This is a genomic window from Streptomyces olivochromogenes (assembly GCF_021538895.1).
In the GTDB taxonomy this organism is placed as follows: Bacteria; Actinomycetota; Actinomycetes; order Streptomycetales; family Streptomycetaceae; genus Streptomyces; species Streptomyces olivochromogenes_A.
In genome coordinates this window covers 13,728-31,811 of the sequence record NZ_JADDRL010000008.1, presented here as the reverse complement: position 1 = coordinate 31,811, position 18,084 = coordinate 13,728, and the positions used below count along the sequence as shown (strand labels likewise).

Annotated in this window: 14 protein-coding genes; 6 read left to right on the top strand and 8 right to left on the bottom strand. The window is 72.6% G+C overall.

The window, feature by feature from the left end:
• Positions 1-106 precede the first annotated feature (106 nt).
• Positions 107-1,162, top strand: coding sequence for an LLM class F420-dependent oxidoreductase (locus IPZ69_RS05830; protein ID WP_235452887.1), 1,056 nt, complete (start codon positions 107-109; stop codon positions 1,160-1,162).
• Positions 1,163-1,433: 271 nt separating this feature from the next.
• Entirely contained in the window at positions 1,434-2,222 is a 789-nt protein-coding gene (locus IPZ69_RS05825) for a ferritin-like domain-containing protein (RefSeq protein ID WP_235452886.1), read from the top strand.
• Between the two features lie 63 nt (positions 2,223-2,285).
• On the opposite strand, the gene corA is transcribed toward IPZ69_RS05825, so the two are convergent.
• Positions 2,286-3,284, bottom strand: a complete 999-nt coding sequence (corA, locus tag IPZ69_RS05820) for a magnesium/cobalt transporter CorA (RefSeq protein ID WP_235452884.1) — start codon at positions 3,282-3,284, stop codon at positions 2,286-2,288.
• Between the two features lie 71 nt (positions 3,285-3,355).
• On the opposite strand from corA, the gene IPZ69_RS05815 reads away from it, so the two are divergent.
• From IPZ69_RS05815 to mshC, 4 genes are all read left to right on the top strand, one after another.
• Entirely contained in the window at positions 3,356-4,042 is a 687-nt protein-coding gene (locus IPZ69_RS05815; RefSeq protein ID WP_235452882.1) for a histidine phosphatase family protein, read from the top strand.
• Between the two features lie 87 nt (positions 4,043-4,129).
• Positions 4,130-4,720, top strand: a complete 591-nt coding sequence (locus tag IPZ69_RS05810; protein WP_235452880.1) for a DUF3090 domain-containing protein — start codon at positions 4,130-4,132, stop codon at positions 4,718-4,720.
• Positions 4,684-5,514, top strand: coding sequence for an SCO1664 family protein (locus IPZ69_RS05805; protein WP_235452878.1), 831 nt, complete (start codon positions 4,684-4,686; stop codon positions 5,512-5,514). The genes IPZ69_RS05810 and IPZ69_RS05805 overlap by 37 nt, the downstream gene beginning before the upstream one ends.
• A 151-nt stretch (positions 5,515-5,665) precedes the next feature.
• Complete coding sequence (mshC, locus tag IPZ69_RS05800; RefSeq protein WP_235452875.1) at positions 5,666-6,895, top strand: cysteine--1-D-myo-inosityl 2-amino-2-deoxy-alpha-D-glucopyranoside ligase; 1,230 nt, start codon at positions 5,666-5,668, stop codon at positions 6,893-6,895.
• 101 nt (positions 6,896-6,996) lie between these two features.
• Here mshC and IPZ69_RS05795 read toward each other — a convergent pair whose 3' ends face one another.
• The 7 genes from IPZ69_RS05795 to glpK form a co-directional block, all read right to left on the bottom strand.
• A complete protein-coding gene (locus IPZ69_RS05795; protein ID WP_235452872.1) occupies positions 6,997-7,575 on the bottom strand; it encodes a hypothetical protein in 579 nt (192 codons plus the stop codon).
• Between the two features lie 32 nt (positions 7,576-7,607).
• Positions 7,608-9,320: a S8 family peptidase gene (locus IPZ69_RS05790; protein WP_235452870.1), complete on the bottom strand. Its 1,713-nt coding sequence runs from the start codon at positions 9,318-9,320 to the stop codon at positions 7,608-7,610.
• Positions 9,321-9,599: 279 nt separating this feature from the next.
• On the bottom strand, positions 9,600-10,610 hold the full coding sequence (locus IPZ69_RS05785) for a PAC2 family protein (RefSeq protein ID WP_235452868.1): 1,011 nt from the start codon (positions 10,608-10,610) through the stop codon (positions 9,600-9,602).
• A gap of 163 nt (positions 10,611-10,773) precedes the next feature.
• Positions 10,774-11,445, bottom strand: coding sequence for a FadR/GntR family transcriptional regulator (locus IPZ69_RS05780; protein WP_235452866.1), 672 nt, complete (start codon positions 11,443-11,445; stop codon positions 10,774-10,776).
• Positions 11,446-11,533: 88 nt separating this feature from the next.
• Positions 11,534-14,491, bottom strand: coding sequence for an NACHT domain-containing protein (locus tag IPZ69_RS05775; RefSeq protein ID WP_235452863.1), 2,958 nt, complete (start codon positions 14,489-14,491; stop codon positions 11,534-11,536).
• Positions 14,492-14,836: 345 nt separating this feature from the next.
• Positions 14,837-16,453 (bottom strand): glycerol-3-phosphate dehydrogenase/oxidase, encoded by a 1,617-nt coding sequence (locus tag IPZ69_RS05770; protein ID WP_235452860.1) that lies wholly within the window; start codon positions 16,451-16,453, stop codon positions 14,837-14,839.
• Between the two features lie 47 nt (positions 16,454-16,500).
• Positions 16,501-18,039 (bottom strand): glycerol kinase GlpK, encoded by a 1,539-nt coding sequence (glpK, locus tag IPZ69_RS05765; RefSeq protein WP_235452857.1) that lies wholly within the window; start codon positions 18,037-18,039, stop codon positions 16,501-16,503.
• Between the last annotated feature and the right edge of the window lie 45 nt (positions 18,040-18,084).

Genomic DNA, 18,084 nt, shown 5'->3' with positions numbered 1-18,084 from the left:
GCCCCGCGGCCGGTCCCCCCGACGGCCGCACCCACTGCCCACCGCAGCCGTGCCGCGCTAGGGTCGGGGCCACAGGGACATTACTGATCAGTAAGGGGATTCGGCCATGCAGCTCGGGATCAACCTCGGCTACTGGGGCGCCGGAATGGACGCGGACAATCTCGCCGTGGCCCAGGAGGCGGACCGGCTCGGCTACGCCGTGTGCTGGGCCGCGGAGGCCTACGGATCCGACGCGCCCACGGTGCTCGCGTACGTCGCCGCCAAGACCGAGCGCATCGACGTCGGCTCCGCCATCATGCAGATTCCCGCCCGTCAGCCGGCGATGACCGCGATGACCGCCGCCACCCTCGACTCGCTCTCCGGCGGCCGCTTCCGCCTCGGCCTCGGCGTCTCGGGGCCGCAGGTCTCCGAGGGCTGGTACGGCGTCAAGTTCGACAAGCCGCTGGCGCGGACGCGCGAGTACGTCGAGATCGTGCGCAAGGCGATGACCCGGGAGCGCCTGACGTACGACGGTGCGCACTGGACGCTGCCGCTGCCCGGCGGCCCGGGCAAGCCGATCAAGCTGACCGTGCACCCGGAGCGGGAGCACATCCCGCTGTACATCGCCGCCATCGGACCGAAGAACCTGGAGCAGACCGGCGAGATCGCCGACGGCGCGCTGCTCATCTTCCCCTCCGCCGAACACCTGGAGGACACGGCCGTCACGTACCTGCGCGCCGGGCGCGAGAAGGCCGGCAAGACCATGGACGGGTTCGACGTCTGCCCGACGCTGCCGCTCGCGGTCGGCGACGACAAGGACGTGGCCCGGCTCGCCGACACCTTCCGCCCCTACACCGCGCTGTACCTGGGCGGCATGGGCAGCAGCAAGCAGAACTTCTACAACGAGCTCGCCCGGCGCATGGGGTACGAGGAGGAAGCCGCCGAGATCCAGGAGAAGTACCTGTCGGGGGACAAGCAGGGCGCCGCGGCCGCCGTACCGCACGACCTGATCGACCGGACCACCCTGCTGGGCTCCGTGGACCGCATCGCCGACCGGATGAAGGCCTACGCGGCGGTCGGCGTCACCACGCTCACGCTGGCCCCCGCGGGCTTCACGCTCGACGAGCGGCTCGCCTCCCTGCGGGCCGGCAGCGAGGCCGCCGAGCGCGCCGGACTCGTGTAACGCGGGGGGCGGGAGAGGGAGTTCAGCGGCCGTGGTGGGGGCTCGGGGGTCTACCCCGCCACGGCCGTCACAGGGAACAACGCGCCCGGGCCCACGCGGTTACGCCCTTGTCAGGACCCCGGTGCTCCTTCTTTCGGCCCAGTTGTGCGACATACCTGTTGCAGGACGCTCCCGGCCGCATTTGACTCGGTCTCTGCGGTATCTCGTGGAATTCCCCGGAATCCACGGGATTCTCCCGGAACCCCGCGCATCCTGCAGAGAGGTGCCCACGATGCTTTCGGCCAAGAGTCTGTTCCAGGAGATCCTCGACAACGACGAGTCCTTCCGGCTCTTCTGCTCCATCGCGGCCGGCGGGGAAGCGCAGGGCGGCTGGGAGAACGGGCGCATCGCCGCGCTGGTGCCGGACGGTGAACGCGCGCTCGCCCCCAAGATCACCCGGCACGGCGCGGACGAGGACAAGCACGGCCGGATCTTCAACGCCCTGCTGCGCAAGCGCGGCCTGAAGCCCGTGCCCGTACCGCCCGAGACCGACTACACGATGCTCCTGGAGCGGCAGGGCATCGGCCTCGCCCACGAGAAGCTCAAGGCCGACGAACCGCTCACCGTGCTGGACATCGTCGTCTACCTCGCCCACAGCCGTGTCACCGAGCAGCGGGCCTGTGAGCAGATGGAACTGCTGCGCAGGCACTTCGGGGAGCACCCCGACCTCGGCCGGGCGGTACGGATGATCGCGGCCGACGAGGACAACCACCTCGCCTACTGCCACGAGGAACTGCTGCGTCTCGCGTACGCCGGTCACGGCCCCGCCATCCAGCGGACCCTGCGCGCGTGCGCCCTGGCCGAGATCCGCGTCCACCGGGACGTCAGCCTCGCCGTCATGGCCCGCATGGGGCGCATCCTCGGCTGGTCCCGGGCCAGGTCCGCGGTGCTGATGGCCGGTATCCACGCCGTGTACGCGTACGAGCGGCTCGCGGGCTGGCGGCGGATGGTGTCCCTGAGGATGCCGGAGCGCCGCGACGCCCTCGGCGGCCCGGCGAACACGGCCCCCGAATTCGCCTGAGGCCCGCTCGACTGCCCGCTCGACTCGCCCAAAGCCCGCTCACTCACCGTGGGCGGCGCCGCCTCACAGCCAGCCGCGGCGCTTGAACATGCGGTAGAGCACCAGCTCCAGCAGGCCCATGGTCCCGATGACCAACGGATACGACCACAGCCAGTGCAGCTCCGGCATGTGGTCGAAGTTCATGCCGTAGATCCCCGCGATCATCGTGGGGATCGCGGCCATCGCCGCCCAGGCCGAGATCTTCCGCATGTCGTCGTTCTGCCGCACGCTCGTCTGCGCCAGATGCGCCGCCAGCACGTCCGAGACCAGCCGGTCCAGGCCCTCCACGGACTCGTTCACGCGCGTGAGGTGGTCGTTCACGTCCCGGAAGAACGGACGGGCGGCCTCGTGCACGAACGGCACGTCCATCGCGAAGGGCCCCAGTCCCGCGAGCTTGGTCATGGGCAGCGCCAGCGGTCCCGTCGCCCGTCGGAACTCCTGCACCTGCCGTTTGAAGGTGTAGATCCGCGACGCCGTGTGCCGGGAGCCGCCGAGGTTCGGTGAGAACACCTCGGCCTCCAGCTCCTCCAGGTCGGTCCCGAGCTCGGTGGCCACCTCCAGGTAGTGGTCGACGACCGCGTCGGTGATCGAGTACAGCACCCCGGTCGGACCGTGCCGCAGCATCTCGTGCTGCTCCTCCAGATGGCGCCGGATGCTGCCGAGCGGCGACCCCTCGCCATGGCGCACCGTCACCAGGAACGAGTCGCCGATGAACAGCATCAGCTCCCCGGAGGCGACCGTGTCGCTCTTCGGCTCGTAGGTCACCGGCTTGAGCACCACGAACAGCGAGTCGTCGTACACCTCCAGCTTGGGCCGCTGGTGAGCCTTCAGGGCGTCCTCGACGGCCAGCGGGTGGAGCCCGAACTCCTCGGTGACCAGGTCGAACTCCTTCTCCGTCGGCTCGTACAGCCCGATCCACAGGAAGCTGTCACCGCGGGCGCGCGCCTCCGCCAGGGCGTCGGAGAAGTCCTGGGGACTCTCCGTACGGTGCCCGTTGCGGTAGATGGCACAGTCGACGATCACGGGGCGTATTCTCCCGCCGGGCGCCGACCGGCGCACCCTGTCGTTCGCGGCGTGCGCCTACCCTGGGCGGCATGCCCACGCTGATCCTCGTAAGGCACGGACGTTCCACCGCCAACACCGCGGGCCTGCTCGCCGGCTGGACGCCGGGGGTCGCCCTCGACGAGCGGGGGGCGGCCCAGGCCGCCGCGCTGCCCGGACGGCTCGCCGGGCTGCCCCTCTCGGAGGTCGTCACCAGCCCGCTGCAACGTTGTCAGGAGACCCTCAGGCCGCTGCTCGACGCCCGCCCGGAGCTGCGCGCCCACACCGACGAGCGGATCGGGGAGTGCCACTACGGCGACTGGTCCGGCCGCAAGCTCGCCGAGCTCATGGACGAGCCGCTGATGCAGGTGGTGCAGACGCACCCGTCGGCGGCCGCGTTCCCCGGCGGCGAGTCGATGCGGGCGATGCAGACCCGGGCCGCCGACGCCGTACGCGAGTGGAACGCGCGCGTGGAGCGCGACCACGGCGCCGACGCCGTGTACCTGATGTGCTCGCACGGCGACATCATCAAGTCGCTCGTCGCGGACGCCCTCGGACTGCATCTCGACCTCTTCCAACGGATCTCCGTCGAACCGTGTTCCATCACGGCGATCCGTTACACCCGGCTCAGGCCTTTTCTCGTTCGCCTCGGCGACACCGGGGATTTCGCCTCCCTTGCGCCGCGCGAGGAACCCCAGGGGGAAGACGCACCGGTCGGGGGCGGTGCGGGCGCACCGTGATCGTCGGCCGCAGTAGGGTGAAGCGATCCACACAGTCGCGTTCACGCATGCACTCTCACGCACTCTCGATTCCAATGGAGACAGGACGTGTCCCGTCAGGTGTTCCTCTACGACCCGCCGGAGCGTTTCGTGGCCGGTACGGTCGGGCTGCCCGGGCGCCGTACGTTCTTCCTCCAGGCCACCGCCGGCCCCCGGGTGACCAGCGTGGTCCTGGAGAAGACCCAGGTCGCCGCCCTCGCCGAGCGCATGGACGAACTGCTCGACGAGGTCGTACGGCGTAGCGGCGGCAATGCCGCCGTCCCCGCCGTCGCGCCCACGGAGATCTCCGACTCGGCTCCGCTGGACACCCCGATCGAGGAGGAGTTCCGCGTCGGCACCATGGCCCTGGCCTGGGACGGCGAGGAAGAGCGCATGGTCGTCGAGGCCCAGGCGCTGGTGGAGCTGGACGCCGACTCCGAGGAGGATCTCGCGGAGGCCGAGGAGCGGCTCCTCCAGGACGAGGAGAACGGGCCCCCGATGCTGCGGGTCCGGCTCACCGGCGCGCAGGCCAGAGCCTTCGCCAAGCGCGCCCTCGACGTCGTCAACGCCGGGCGGCCGCCGTGCCCGCTGTGCAGCCTCCCGCTCGACCCGGAAGGACACGTATGTCCGCGCCAGAACGGATACCGCCGGGGAGCGTGACGCCCGGCGTCGCCCCCGCCGCACTGCTCGCCGAAGGGGAGCTGACGGTACGCGGGCGCATCCGCGAGGCGTCCAACGCGGCGCTGTTCTGCACGGTCGCCCTCGACGGCCAGGAGGCGTCCTGCATCTACAAGCCGATCGCCGGGGAGCGCCCGCTGTGGGACTTCCCCGACGGCACCCTCGCCGAGCGCGAGGTCGCCGCCTACGAGGTGTCCGAGGTCACCGGCTGGGGGCTCGTACCGCCCACCGTGCTGCGGGACGGGCCGTACGGCGAGGGCATGGTCCAGCTGTGGGTCGAGGAGACCCCGGAGACCGAGCTGCTCGCCCTGGTGGACGGCGAGGAGGCCGGACCCGGCTGGAAGGCGATCGGCTTCGCCGAGGTCGGTGAGGGCCGCACGGCGCTGCTGGTGCACGCCGACGACGAGCGGCTGCGGCGGCTCTCCGTCCTGGACGCCGTGATCAACAACGCGGACCGCAAGGGCGGTCACCTGCTGCCGACGTCCGAGGGGCAGCTGTACGGCATCGACCACGGGGTCACCTTCAATGTGGAGAACAAGCTCCGCACCCTGCTGTGGGGCTGGGCGGGGGAGCCGCTCACCCCCGACGCGGTCGGCGTGCTCAAGGGGCTCAGGGACGCCCTGGGCGACGGCGGCACGCTCGGCATCCGGCTGGCCGGGCTGATCACCGCGGCCGAGCTCGCGGCCACGCGCGCGCGGATCGGGGCACTGCTGACATCGGGGAAGCATCCGGAGCCGAGCGGGGAGTGGCCGGCGATTCCCTGGCCGCCGGTCTAGGACGCGCCGCCGGTCCGGAAAGCGTCGCCGTCCGGGGAGCGCCTGCGACGGCGCGGGAGCACACCCGGGGCCGGACCGCAAGATCGCCTTTCCGGTCATCCGGCCTGGTCCGGTTCGTACGCGCGAGTTGAGGCCGGTTACGCTCATGTACATGCATGCCTGGCCCGCTTCTGAGGTCCCCGCCCTGCCCGGTCAGGGCCGCGACCTGAGGATCCACGACACCGCGACCGGCGGTCTGGTCACTCTGGCCCCCGGTCCCGTCGCCCGTATCTACGTCTGCGGCATCACGCCGTACGACGCGACCCATATGGGTCACGCGGCGACCTACAACGCGTTCGACCTCGTTCAGCGCGTGTGGCTCGACACCAAGCGGCAGGTCCACTACGTGCAGAACGTCACCGACGTCGACGATCCGCTCCTGGAGCGCGCGGAGCGGGACGGCGTCGACTGGGTCGCCCTCGCCGAGAAGGAGACGGCCCTGTTCCGCGAGGACATGACCGCCCTGCGGATGCTCCCGCCGCAGCACTACATAGGCGCCGTCGAGGCGATACCCGGCATCGTCCCGCTCGTGGAGCGGCTGCGCGACCTCGGCGCGGCCTACGAGCTGGACGGCGATGTCTACTTCTCCGTCGAGTCCGACCCGCACTTCGGCCAGGTCTCGAACCTCGACGCCGCCGCCATGCGGCTGCTGTCCGCCGAGCGCGGCGGTGACCCGGACCGCCCGGGCAAGAAGAACCCGCTCGACCCGATGCTGTGGATGGCTGCCCGTGAGGGCGAGCCCAGCTGGGACGGCGGCTCGCTGGGGCCCGGCCGCCCCGGCTGGCACATCGAGTGCGTCGCCATCGCCCTTGACCACCTCGGCATGGGCTTCGACCTTCAGGGCGGCGGCTCCGACCTCGCCTTCCCGCACCACGAGATGGGTGCCTCGCACGCCCAGGTGCTGACCGGCGAGTTCCCCATGGCCAAGGCGTACGTCCACGCCGGCATGGTCGCCCTGCACGGCGAGAAGATGTCCAAGTCCAAGGGCAATCTCGTCTTCGTCTCGCGGCTGCGCCGCGACGGCGTCGACCCGGCCGCCATCCGGCTCGCCCTGCTCGCCCACCACTACCGGGCCGACTGGGAGTGGACCGACCAGGTCCTGCGGGACGCCGAGGCGCGGCTCGGGCGCTGGCGCGCCGCCGTCTCCCGCCCCGACGGACCGCCCGCCGAGGCGCTCGTCGAGGAGATCCGCGAGGCCCTCGCGAACGACCTGGACGCGCCGGCCGCGCTGGCCGCCGTGGACCGGTGGGCCGCGCTGCAGGACGAGCGGGGCGGCACGGACATCGGCGCCCCCGGCGTCGTCTCCCGCGCCGTGGACGCCCTGCTGGGCGTGGCGCTGTAGAAAGCCGACAGGGCGGCTCCTCCCCGCGGTAGGAGCCGCCCCTTCTTTCACGCGCCGGCCGGCCGTTCACCTGCCGGTCGGCACTTTCTCCCCGGCGCCGGTCAGAGCCGCTGCACCCGCACGCTGCGCAGGACCGCCGGTGACGTGCCGTCCCAGACGCCGATCACCTGGTGGCCGACGGCGAAGGCCTGCTGGATGTCCTGGTGGGCCTGCGGGGTCGGGTTGTTGAGGACCCGGAAGCCGTCCGGGAAGCGCAGGAAGATCTGCTGCGGCTGGCCCGGCAGCGGCTGCACGATGTCGACGTAGCCGTTCGCGATGCCCGCCTGCAGCAGCTGGGCCGAGGCCTGCTGGATCGCCGCCTGCGTGACCTGCTGCATCTGGTGCTGCATCTGCTGCTGAATCTGCTGGATCTGTTGCATCTGCTGGATCTGTTGCTCGCCCTGCCCCTGCGGCTGCCCGAACTGCGGCTGCCCGAACTGCGGCTGTCCGATCTGGGGCTGTCCGATCTGGGGCTGTCCGAGCTGCGGCTGCCCGAGCTGCTGCAACAGCTGCTGGTACGGCTGCTGCTGCCCGAGCTGCTGGAGCTGCTCCAGCGAGCCGACCGTGCCGTACGGCTGCTGGTAGGGCGAGGTGGTCGGGAACTGCTGTTGCTGGTGGCTCATCTGCGGGGTGGTGCTCATACGGTGTCACCTTCCCTTGATGGATTGGCCCGTCAGCCCGTGACGACCAGGCCGACGATCTCGTCGTCCGCGAACCACACGCGGACGTCGGGCCGTCCCCCCGCGAAGGCGGTGTGCACCGCCTGGCGGATCTCGGGGGACGGGTGGTTCAGGTTCCGCCAGGCGCCGGCCACGAACAGCCGGAGCCGCGGCGGGAGTTCACGGGGGTACGGGAGCAACTCGTCCCAGTACCGCTCGGCCCGGCCCGAGCCCACCGCCTCCGGCAGCAGACGCGTGACGGCCGCCCTGACGTCGGGCCGGCCCCCGATGCGCTGGGAGGCGGGCCGGCCCGGCGCGTCCTGCTGCGGGGAGCCCGTGGCCCGCAGCACCTCGCGGGCCCGGTCGGCGGACATCGGGGGCTGGGCGGCCGCCCTGAGCATCCCCTGCAGGGCGGCCAGGGCGCCGGCCACCACCGGGGTGGCGGCGGAGGTCCCGGAGAACGCGTCCGTGTACCAGGCGATCTCCTCGGGCCCGCCCTGCAGATCGCCGGGCCGGTCCCAGAAGCCGCCGGTGGTGGTGACCTCGCGGCCCCAGCCCTGGGCGTCGACCCGGGCGCCGTAGTTGGAGAAGGCGAGCCGGGAGCGGTCCGGGCCGTGGTCGCGGCCGTGCGTGCCGGGCGGCGGGGCACCCGCGCCGACCAGGATCGCGCCGGAGGCCGGGTTCGACGGATCGAACGGGTTGCGCCACCAGGCCGGGAAGCCGTCCGGACGGCGCTCGTAGACCGCGTCGTCGAGGGACTCGGCGCCGTTCCCGGCGGCGGCCACGACCAGCACGCCCCGGTCGGTGGCGTGGCGGATCGCCGCGAAGTCGTCCGGCCACCATTCCAGCGGGAGGTAACCGCGCTGGTCGTCGCGGTCCGCGTAGTCGAACCGCGGCCCGGGGCGGTGCAGCCCGACCACCATCAGGTCGCCGGGGCCGAGCCGGTCGGCCGCCGCGTGGATCGCCGCCGCCGTACCGGCCGTCCGGACGGACGCGGCCGCGGTCACCGCCTCCGGCACGATGCCGGTGATGCCGCACTCGCCGCGGTCCCCGCCGAGCACCCCGATCACGGCGGTGCCGTGGTTTCGCCAGGCCAGGTCGGTCAGGGGCGTGCCGACGACCACGCCGGCCAGCTTGGCCGCCAGGTCCTCGTGCCCGAGCTGCCAGGCGCCCTCGACGTCGATCACCGTCACGCCCTGACCGGACCCGCCGGGCCGCTGCCAGGCCCAGTGGGCGTCGATCCCCTCCGGCGCGCGGCGCAGATACCCCTGACGTCCGCTGAAGTCCGGGGTGACCGGGGCGCCTTCCTTGAGGCGACGGTCGTCGGCGGGGGCCGTCGCCGGTACGGCGCCCGGTTTGACGTACGCCGTGTCGATCCCCGGCAGCGCGGCGATCCGCGCGCACAACTCCCGCGCCCGGTCGTCCCCGCCGCGCAGCCGGTAGAAGAGTGTCAGGTCGGGCGCGCCCTCCGTGCCGGACTGCCGTACCCGCTCCTCGCTGCCGAACAGCGGTTCCAGGGTGAGCTGTTCGTCGCCGAGGAACATGGCGAGCGCCGACACGTCGGTGCCCGCCGCCGAGCGGACCCCGTCGGTCCCGGCGCGCAGCCGGGCCTCGGCACGCGCGACGACGATCAGCTCACGTTCGGCCCCGTGATAGGTGAATCCCGCTCCGTCGGGCCCCGGTCCGGTCGCCCCGGGGTCCCGCTCCGGCATGGTTCGATCGGTCATCGCTGCCGCTCCCTTCGGTCCGTTCCCTTCGGTCCGTGCGGGCCGCCACGCAGCACAACCAAGCACGCCGACGGCGAGCCGTCCAGACGTGTTTCGGCAACTCGGTTTGGAACAAGTTGAATTGGGTAACGTGTGCATTCCGTCCGGAAGCAGATGTCACGCCATGAACCGGCCAGTTGCCGTCGGGGTGCTGCGGACGACCAGGGGGTCACCTGTGGCGGGAGCGGCCACGGGGATGCCCGGCACGAGGGCGGTACGCGTGTCGCGTACCGCCCCGGCTCAGTCCTCGGAGGTGTCCTCGTCGTCGCTCTCGGGCGTGCCCGTGCTGCCGCCGGGGCCCGCGGAGCCGGGCCGCGGGGGCTTCGGCGGACGGGTCTTCCCGCTGGGGTTGTCCCGCAGGTACGACGAGCCGTCCCCGCCGTCCGCCGTCGCGTGCCCGCCCGGCGGGTTGACGTCCCTGCGCCGCAGGTAGCGCTCGAATTCACGGGCGATCGCCTCGCCCGACGCCTCTGGCAGCTCGGCGGTGTCCCGGGCCTCCTCCAGCGTCTGGACGTACTCGGCGACCTCGCTGTCCTCCGCGGCCAGCTGGTCCACGCCCACCTGCCAGGCACGCGCGTCCTCCGGCAGCTCGCCCAGCGGAATGCGCAGGTCGAGCAGGTCCTCCAGCCGGTTCAGCAGGGCCAGCGTGGCCTTCGGGTTCGGCGGCTGCGACACATAGTGCGGGACCGCCGCCCACAGTGACACCGCCGGGACGCCCGCGTGCGTGCACGCCTCCTGGAGGACGCCGACGATGCCCGTGGGGCCCTCGTACTTGGTCTCCTCCAGGTCCATCCGCTGGGCCAGGTCCGGGTCGGAGGTGACCCCGCTGACCGGGACCGGACGTGTGTGCGGGGTGTCACCGAGCAGGGCGCCCAGGACGACCACCAGCTCCACACCCAGCTCGTGGGCGAAGCCGAGGAGCTCGTTGCAGAACGATCGCCAGCGCATGGACGGTTCGATACCGCGGACCAGCACCAGGTCCCGCGGCTTCTCGCCGCCGACCCGGACCACCGACAACCGTGTCGTCGGCCAAGTGATCTTGCGGACGCCCGCGTCCATCCACACCGTGGGGCGATTCACCTGGAAGTCGTAGTAGTCCTCGGCGTCCAGCGCCGCGAACACCTCGCCCTTCCACTCGCGCTCCAGATGCGCGACCGCGGTGGAGGCGGCGTCACCGGCATCGTTCCAGCCCTCGAACGCGGCCACCATGACTGGGTCGATCAGCTCGGGAACTCCCTCCAGCTCGATCACCCAGCGCCTCCTTCCGACGTGCCCTCGCGTACGTCCCAACCTTACGGCGTCCATCGGGGGCGCCCGCAGCCCCCTTGCACGGGGGAGTGAACGGATCACTGCCCCGTTCACCACCCGCGAACACCCCTCGTCGGTGGGGAGCCTCGGTGGCCCGCCGAGGGTGTCACAGGGTGCTGCGCAGCCACTGCTCCACGCTCGCGATGTGCACGGTTGCCCAGGACCGCGCCGCCTCCGCGTCCCGGTCGCGCAGCGCGGCCAGGATCGCCCGGTGCTCGCGCAGCGTGCGGGCCACCGCGTCCTCCTGGGTGAGGCCGCGCCAGATCCGGGCCCGCGTGGTCGGCCCGGACAGGCCGTCCAGCAGGGAACACAGCACCGAGTTGCCGGCGCTCTGCACGATGCCGCGGTGGAACTCCAGGTCGCAGGCGACCAGTTCCTCCACCGAGGGCGCGGCGCCGAGCTCGTCCAACTGGGCGGAGAGCGTGTCCAGTTGCCGCTCGCTGATCCGGGCGGCCGCCATCGCCGTGGCGGCGGGCTCCAGGATGCGGCGCACGGCCAGGAACTCCAGCACCGTGTCGTCGCGGTGGAAGTCGACGACGAAACTCATCGCCTCCAGCAGAAGTTGGGGATCGAGGCTGGTGACGTAAGTGCCGTCGCCCTGGCGCACGTCCAGGATCCGGATCAGCGACAGGGCGCGCACCGCCTCCCGCAAGGAGTTGCGGGACAGCCCCAGTTCGGCGGCGAGTTCACTCTCCTTGGGCAGCCGGTCGCCGGGCCGCAGCGCACCGGAGACGATCATGTCCTTGATCTTCTCGATCGCCTCATCGGTGACCGCCATGGCGGGCCTCCCTGTCGCTCAGACCTCCGATGTCTCAGCACATTATGGAGGCACTTCGGAGCCACGTAAGAGCCATGTCGGAGCCACTTCACGCGACTCGCTCGGGCAGGCCCGCCACGTCGTCGGCCAGCGTCCCGGCCCCCGCGAGATGCGACTGCAGCCGCAGGTGCCGGAACTCGAAGCTCGCCCCGGACTGCCGCAGCACCCCGCGCCGGTGCGCGTCCTCCAGGAACGCCATCAGCCCCCACGGCAGCCGCCCCGTCGCCGCGAGCCACACGCGGGCGACGGTGAAGCGCCCCCAGGAGCTCAGCGCGAGCGCCGCGGCGCCCAGCGGGAGCCATAGCTGGGTGCCGACGTGCACCAGACCGCCCCAGTCGCCGGGCAGCGCCACCACCGGCACACAGACGAGGGCGACCAGCAGCGCGACGACGCCCCCGCGGGTCAGCGATGCGGTCCGGTCCGTACGCAGCGAGGAGCCCGGGCCCGACGCGCGCATGATGTCCGACGGCACGCTCAGGGCACGGTAGACACCGCACACACACCCGCCCACCACACCGATCAGCACCCCGCCGGCCACGAACGGCGGCAGACAGCGCGCGAGGACGCCCCGGGCCGGGCCCCGGGTCAGCCAGGCGCGGGCCGCCTCGGGCAGCACCGACCTGAGGTTCGCCGCATACACCGACGTGGTCGGTCGCAGCCCCGCAGGCGCGCCGTCGACCAGGGTCAGCCGCAGGACCACGGCGCCGTCCCGGGAGTCGAACACCGTGCGCCGGGCGGCGAAGGGGACACAGCGGCGGCCGTGCAGCAGCGGCAGCGTGCAGTCGGGCGGCCGCGAGCCCTGCGGGTAGGCGACCGGTGCCGCCCCGCCGCCGGGGATCAGCAAAGTGCCCCGCACCGGCCGCGCGGTGACCGCCGTCCGCAGCCCGTGCCGCTCCGAGAGGCGCCATCCGTCGATCCGCCGGCCGGACAGGTCGGCCGTGGAACCGGACTTGAGCACGGTCACGCCGACCGCGGCGAGGCCCGCGGCCGTGCACGCGGTGACCCCGATCAGCAGCGCGGCGGCGGTTCCCCGGACCACGCCCGCCGCGAAGCGCCGGGCGATACGGCCCGCACGGGCCGGCTGCGGGGCGTCCTGCCCGGCCCGGCGGCCGCCGCTCACCAGCAACGCCGCCCCCGCTCCCGCACAGGTGGTGCCGACGATGACGGTCCACGGGCTGCCGGACCGCCCGAGCAGCACCGCGCCCGCCGTGCCCAGTCCGCCCAGTATCAGGGCGGTCCCGCAGATCCTGGCCACCGCACGCCCCGCCGTACCGCTCCACGGCAGGCCGAGCGGCACCGGCCGCTGCGGCAACCCCGCGATGCCGAAGAACAGGGTGAACAGCAGGGAGAACAGACAACCGCCCAGCAGGTCGGGCACCCAGCCGTCGGTCACCCCGCCGAAGCGGAAGCCGAAGCGCAGGTCGTCGGCGCAGGCGAAGCCCGCCCACAGCAGGGCGCTCACCCCCGCCGTGACCACCGTCTGGCGGGTCAGGAACCGCCGGCCCGGCCGGTCCCGGTGCGACGGCAGCAGCCATGTCGCCCCGAAGGCGAACCCCAGGGTCTGGCCGGCCAGCGTGGCGAGCACCGACACGGCGTCCTCCGTGCCCGCCAGGTCGCTCGCCGCACGCGCCACCGAGACGGGCAGCAGCAGGAGGGACATCACGGCCATCGCCAGCAGCCCCGGTGTGTACGCCCGCAGGGCCCGCGGCAGCATCGACTCCAGCTCCCACCAGGCCAGCCGCCCCGTGTCACGCCGGTGCAGGGCGCGGGCCAGCAGGGTGAGCCGGCGCACGGCGTCGCCGGTGGCCCGCGGCCCGGTGTCCGCGAACGCGGCGGGCACGAAGGCGCCGAGCAGATGCTGCTCGACGGCGTCGACCGCGGCGAAACGCTCCGAGTCCAGCAGTTCCGACGGGTCGCGGGAGGTGTCGCCGTAGACCGCGCGGGCCAAGGCCACCATCAGGGGAGTGGTGAGCGCCCGCGCCAGCGGGGCCCGTGGCCGGCGCGCGAGTTCGCGCAGCACCGGCGTCCACACGGTGCGGGGCTCCCCGTCCGCCGGATGCAGGGGCCGCGCCGTGCGCTCCAGATGGGCCCCGGCCTGCGCGAGGTCGAGCGGCTGGAGCTCGATCACCTCGGCGGCGGTGAGCACGTCGCCCTCGGCCACCGCCGTCGCCCAGGCCGGGCCGCGGCTGGTGAGCAGCAACGGCAGGTCGTCGTCGAGTTCCGCGTTGATCCGGCGTACGGCCTCCCCGTAGGCGGGCCGGGCCAGTTCGTCGAAGCCGTCGAGGACGGGCAGGACGAGTCCCGCGTCGAGGAGGGCGCGGGCGAGGGTGGACCGGCCGTCGGCCGGTGCGGCCAGTGGCCGGTAGTCGGCGGCGAGCCGGTCCGCGAGCCAGTCGCGCAGGCCGGTGCGCCGGGGGTCCCAGCCCGCCAGCGGAAGGAGCACCGGCACCGGGCCGCCGGGCCGCCGCGCGGCCAGCCTGCCGAGGACGAACCGCATCGCCAGCACGCTCTTGCCGGACCCCGGGCCGCCCAGCACCACCAGGCGCCGGCCGGGCAGCGCCGGGAGCCGGCCGGTCGTGTCGTCCTCCGTCTCCGTGCGGTGGTCACGGGGCGCGGGCAGGGGCCGGTCCTGCCGGATGTTCACCGCGTGGTCGGCCAGTCGCCGGTCGGCCGGGGCCCAGCGCACGTCGAGCGGCACCGGGTCCTGGAGCCTGCGCAGCCGGGCCTCCGCCGCCCACTGGTCGCGTACGGCCTCGGCCAGCGCGTCGGCGGCCCGTCGCCGGTCCTCGTCGGCCGACCGAGGCGGCGGGTCGGCGTCGCCGCGCAGGACGTCGGCGACCAGCGCCGCGACCGACACGAACGCGCCGATCGCCGAGACCAGGACGCCCGCGGTGGCGGCGTTGTGCCACCAGAACCGCAGGACGCCCGCCAGTGCCGCGAGCGCGGCCCCGCACACGGCGAAGCCCAGGCGCCGCCGCGCCCGGGCACTGTGCCATCCGCCTCGCATGTCACCGCTCCCCGCGGCCGGTCTCCGGTGCCGAACCGCTGTGTCGGAGCCATCCGTTCTAGTGGCCGAACCCGGTGACGAACCGCCTGTTCGAAACACGTGTGAGGGAGCGTGCGGGGGCATTCGGGGAGCGTGTGGAGGCGGGACGCGGCCGTGCGGCAGGGGGCCCCGGGCATGCGCGGCCGGCCCATGAAGGCGCCGGCGTACGCGGGTGAGACCGGCGCACGCAGACGAGAGGGACGGCTCCATCGGCGTGGAGCCGCCCCTCTCGTGGCGCCGGCCCCGGTGCGGCGGGGACCGGACCTGCGCGGCGCCGGCCCCGGTCAGGGGGGCCGGCGCCGTGGCCTACTTCTTGTCGAGCAGGTCCTGGACCTTGGCCCGGACGTCGTCCGTGGCCAGGCCGCGGATCGTCAGCGTCGTACGGCGGCGCAGTACGTCGTCCGCCGTCTCGGCCCACTCGTTGTCCCGGGCGTAGACGACCTGGGCCCAGATCTCCGGGGCGTCCGGGTGCACCCGCGCGCCGAGCTCCGGGTTGTCGTTGGCCAGCCGGGCGATGTCGAAGGCCAGCGAGCCGTAGTGGGTGGCCAGGTGCTTGGCGGTGTCCGCCGCCATGCGCGGGCCGGGCGCCGGGTTGTCGACGAGCAGGCGGTGGGCGACCGCGCGCGGGTTGGCGACGCCGGGCAGCGGCAGCTTCTTCGGCAGCGAGGAGATCGGCTCGAAGTCGTCGCCCAGCGGGTGGCCGGGCAGCGCCTCCAGCTTCTGCATCACCGTGCGGCCGATGTGCCGGAAGGTGGTCCACTTGCCGCCCGCGACGGACAGCATGCCGCCCTTGCCCTCGGTGACGACCGTCTCGCGCTTGGCCTTGGCGGTGTCGCCGGGGCCGCCCGGCAGCACCCGCAGGCCGGCGAAGGCGTAGGTGATCAGGCTCCGCTCGAGCTGCTGGTCGCGCACGGAGAACGCGGCCTCGTCGAGTATCTGGGCGATGTCCTTGTCGTTGACCGAGACGTCCGCCGGGTCGCCCTCGAACTCCTCGTCGGTCGTGCCCAGCAGGAGCATGTCCTCCCACGGCAGCGCGAACGTGATGCGGTACTTGTCGATGGGGGTCGCGAGCGCGGCCTTCCACGGTGAGGTCCGCTTCAGGACCAGATGCGCGCCCTTCGAGAGGCGGATGGACGGCGCGGCATTCGGGTCCTCCATGCGGCGCAGGTGGTCGACCCAGGGGCCGGTCGCGTTCAGCACCAGGCGGGCGTTGACGCCGAACTCCTCGCCGGAGACCCGGTCCCTGAGGTCGGCGCCGGTGACCCGGCCCTGGGTGAAGCGCAGGCCGGTGACCTCGGCGTGGTTCAGGACGACCCCGCCCGCCTCGACGGTCGCGCGGACCGTCATCAGCGCCATGCGCGAGTCGTTCATCTGGTCGTCGCCGTAGACGGCGACGGCCTTGAGGTTCTCGGTGCGCAGCTCCGGCACGTCCTGCGCGGCCTTCGCGGGGCTGAGCAGGTGACCGACGCCGTCACCGAAGGCGGAGAGCGCGGAGTAGGCGAAGACGCCCGCTCCGAGCTTCGCGGCGCCGTGCGGCCCGCCCTTGTACACGGGGAGGTAGAAGGTGAGCGGGTTCGCCAGGTGGGGGGCCACCTGGCGGGAGACCGCACGGCGCTCGAAGTGGTTCTCCGCCACCAGCTTCACCGCGCCGGTCTGCAGGTAGCGCAGACCGCCGTGGAGGAGCTTGGAGGAGGCGGAGGAGGTGGCGCCGGCGAAGTCGCCGGCGTCGACCAGAGCCACCCTGAGCCCGGACTGCGCGGCGTGCCAGGCGGTGGAGATGCCCAGGATGCCGCCGCCGATCACGAGAAGGTCGTACGACGCCTTGGAGAGCTGCTCCCTGGTCTCGGCCCGGCTCGGGTTGGAGCCGGAGGCCGGGTGCGTCCCGAGGGCAGGCACGGACTGCAGGGTGGACTGACTGGTCATTTCGGGTTCTTACTCCTCGTCAGAGTTGGCTGGGCGGTCCGGGCCGCTCAGTCCTCGTCCTCGATCCAGCCCATGGTCCGGTCGACGGCCTTGAGCCAGCTCTTGTACTCGCGGTCGCGGATGTCCGCGTCCATGTGGGGGGTCCACTCGGCGGCCCGGCGCCAGTTGGCGCGCAGTTCGTCCGTGCTGGACCAGAAGCCGACGGCGAGACCGGCGGCGTAGGCGGCGCCGAGGCAGGTGGTCTCGGCGACCATCGGGCGCACCACCGGTGCGTCCAGGACGTCCGAGAGCGTCTGCATCAGCAGGTTGTTGGAGGTCATGCCGCCGTCGACCTTCAGGGCCACCAGCTCGTCGCCGGAGTCCTTGACCATGGCGTCGGCGATCTCCTTGGTCTGCCAGGCGGTGGCCTCCAGGACGGCACGGGCGAGGTGCGCCTTGGTGACGTACCGGGTCAGGCCGGCGATCACACCGCGGGCGTCGGAGCGCCAGTGCGGGGCGAACAGGCCGGAGAAGGCCGGCACGAAGTAGGCGCCGCCGTTGTCCTCGACCGAGAGCGCGAGCGTCTCGATCTCGGCCGCGGTGGAGATCAGGCCCATCTGGTCCCGCATCCACTGCACCAGGGAGCCGGTGACGGCGATCGAGCCCTCCAGGGCGTACACGGTCGGCTGCTCACCGATCTTGTAGCCGACCGTGGTCAGCAGGCCCGCGTAGGAGTTGATGATCTTGTCACCGGTGTTCATCACCATGAAGGTGCCGGTGCCGTAGGTGGACTTGGTCTCGCCCTCGGAGAAGCAGGTCTGGCCGAACAGGGCCGCCTGCTGGTCGCCGAGCGCGGAGGCGACCGGGATGCCGCCGAGGATGTCGCCGAGCTTGCCGCCGGTGACCTCGCCGTAGACCTCGGCGGAGGAGCGGATCTCGGGCAGGATCCGCAGCGGCACGCCGATCGACTCGGCGATCTTCTCGTCCCACTCCATGGTGTGCAGGTTCATGAGAAGGGTGCGGGAGGCGTTGGTGACGTCGGTGACGTGCTTGCCGCCGTTGACACCGCCGGTCAGGTTCCAGATGACCCAGGTGTCCATGGTGCCGAACAGGATGTCGCCGGCCTCGGCGCGCTCCCGCAGGCCCTCGACGTTGTCCAGCAGCCAGCGGGCCTTCGGGCCGGAGAAGTACGACGCGAGCGGCAGGCCGGTCTCGCGGCGGAAACGGTCCTGGCCGACGTTGCGGCCGAGCTCCCTGCAGAGCCCGTCGGTGCGGGTGTCCTGCCAGACGAGGGCGTTGTGGACGGGCTCACCGGTGTTCTTGTCCCACAGCACGGTGGTCTCGCGCTGGTTGGTGATGCCGATGGCCTTGATGTCGTCACGGGTGATGCCGGCCTTCTGGATGGCTCCGGCGACGACTTCCTGGACGTTGGTCCAGATCTCGTTGGCGTTGTGCTCGACCCAGCCCGGCTTCGGGAAGATCTGCTCGTGCTCCTTCTGGTCGACGGAGACGATGCGGCCGTCCCGGTCGAAGACGATGCAGCGGCTGGAGGTCGTGCCCTGGTCGATGGCCGCGATGAAGGGGCCGGCCGTGTGGGCGTCGGTCACTGTGTGCTCCTGGGAGTTCCGTGGTTACGAGGGCGGTACGTACGG

Bases quoted from the DNA above. Each gene is read 5' to 3' on its own strand.
- IPZ69_RS05815 (WP_235452882.1), top strand. From the start codon at position 3,356: ATGCCCACGCTGATCCTCGTAAGGCACGGACGTTCCACCGCCAACACC.
- IPZ69_RS05805 (WP_235452878.1), top strand. From the start codon at position 4,684: ATGTCCGCGCCAGAACGGATACCGCCGGGGAGCGTGACGCCCGGCGTC.
- IPZ69_RS05770 (WP_235452860.1), bottom strand. From the start codon at position 16,453: ATGACCAGTCAGTCCACCCTGCAGTCCGTGCCTGCCCTCGGGACGCAC.
- IPZ69_RS05825 (WP_235452886.1), top strand. From the start codon at position 1,434: ATGCTTTCGGCCAAGAGTCTGTTCCAGGAGATCCTCGACAACGACGAG.
- IPZ69_RS05775 (WP_235452863.1), bottom strand. From the start codon at position 14,491: ATGCGAGGCGGATGGCACAGTGCCCGGGCGCGGCGGCGCCTGGGCTTC.
- IPZ69_RS05795 (WP_235452872.1), bottom strand. From the start codon at position 7,575: ATGAGCACCACCCCGCAGATGAGCCACCAGCAACAGCAGTTCCCGACC.
- mshC (WP_235452875.1), top strand. From the start codon at position 5,666: ATGCATGCCTGGCCCGCTTCTGAGGTCCCCGCCCTGCCCGGTCAGGGC.
- IPZ69_RS05790 (WP_235452870.1), bottom strand. From the start codon at position 9,320: ATGACCGATCGAACCATGCCGGAGCGGGACCCCGGGGCGACCGGACCG.
- IPZ69_RS05780 (WP_235452866.1), bottom strand. From the start codon at position 11,445: ATGGCGGTCACCGATGAGGCGATCGAGAAGATCAAGGACATGATCGTC.
- IPZ69_RS05830 (WP_235452887.1), top strand. From the start codon at position 107: ATGCAGCTCGGGATCAACCTCGGCTACTGGGGCGCCGGAATGGACGCG.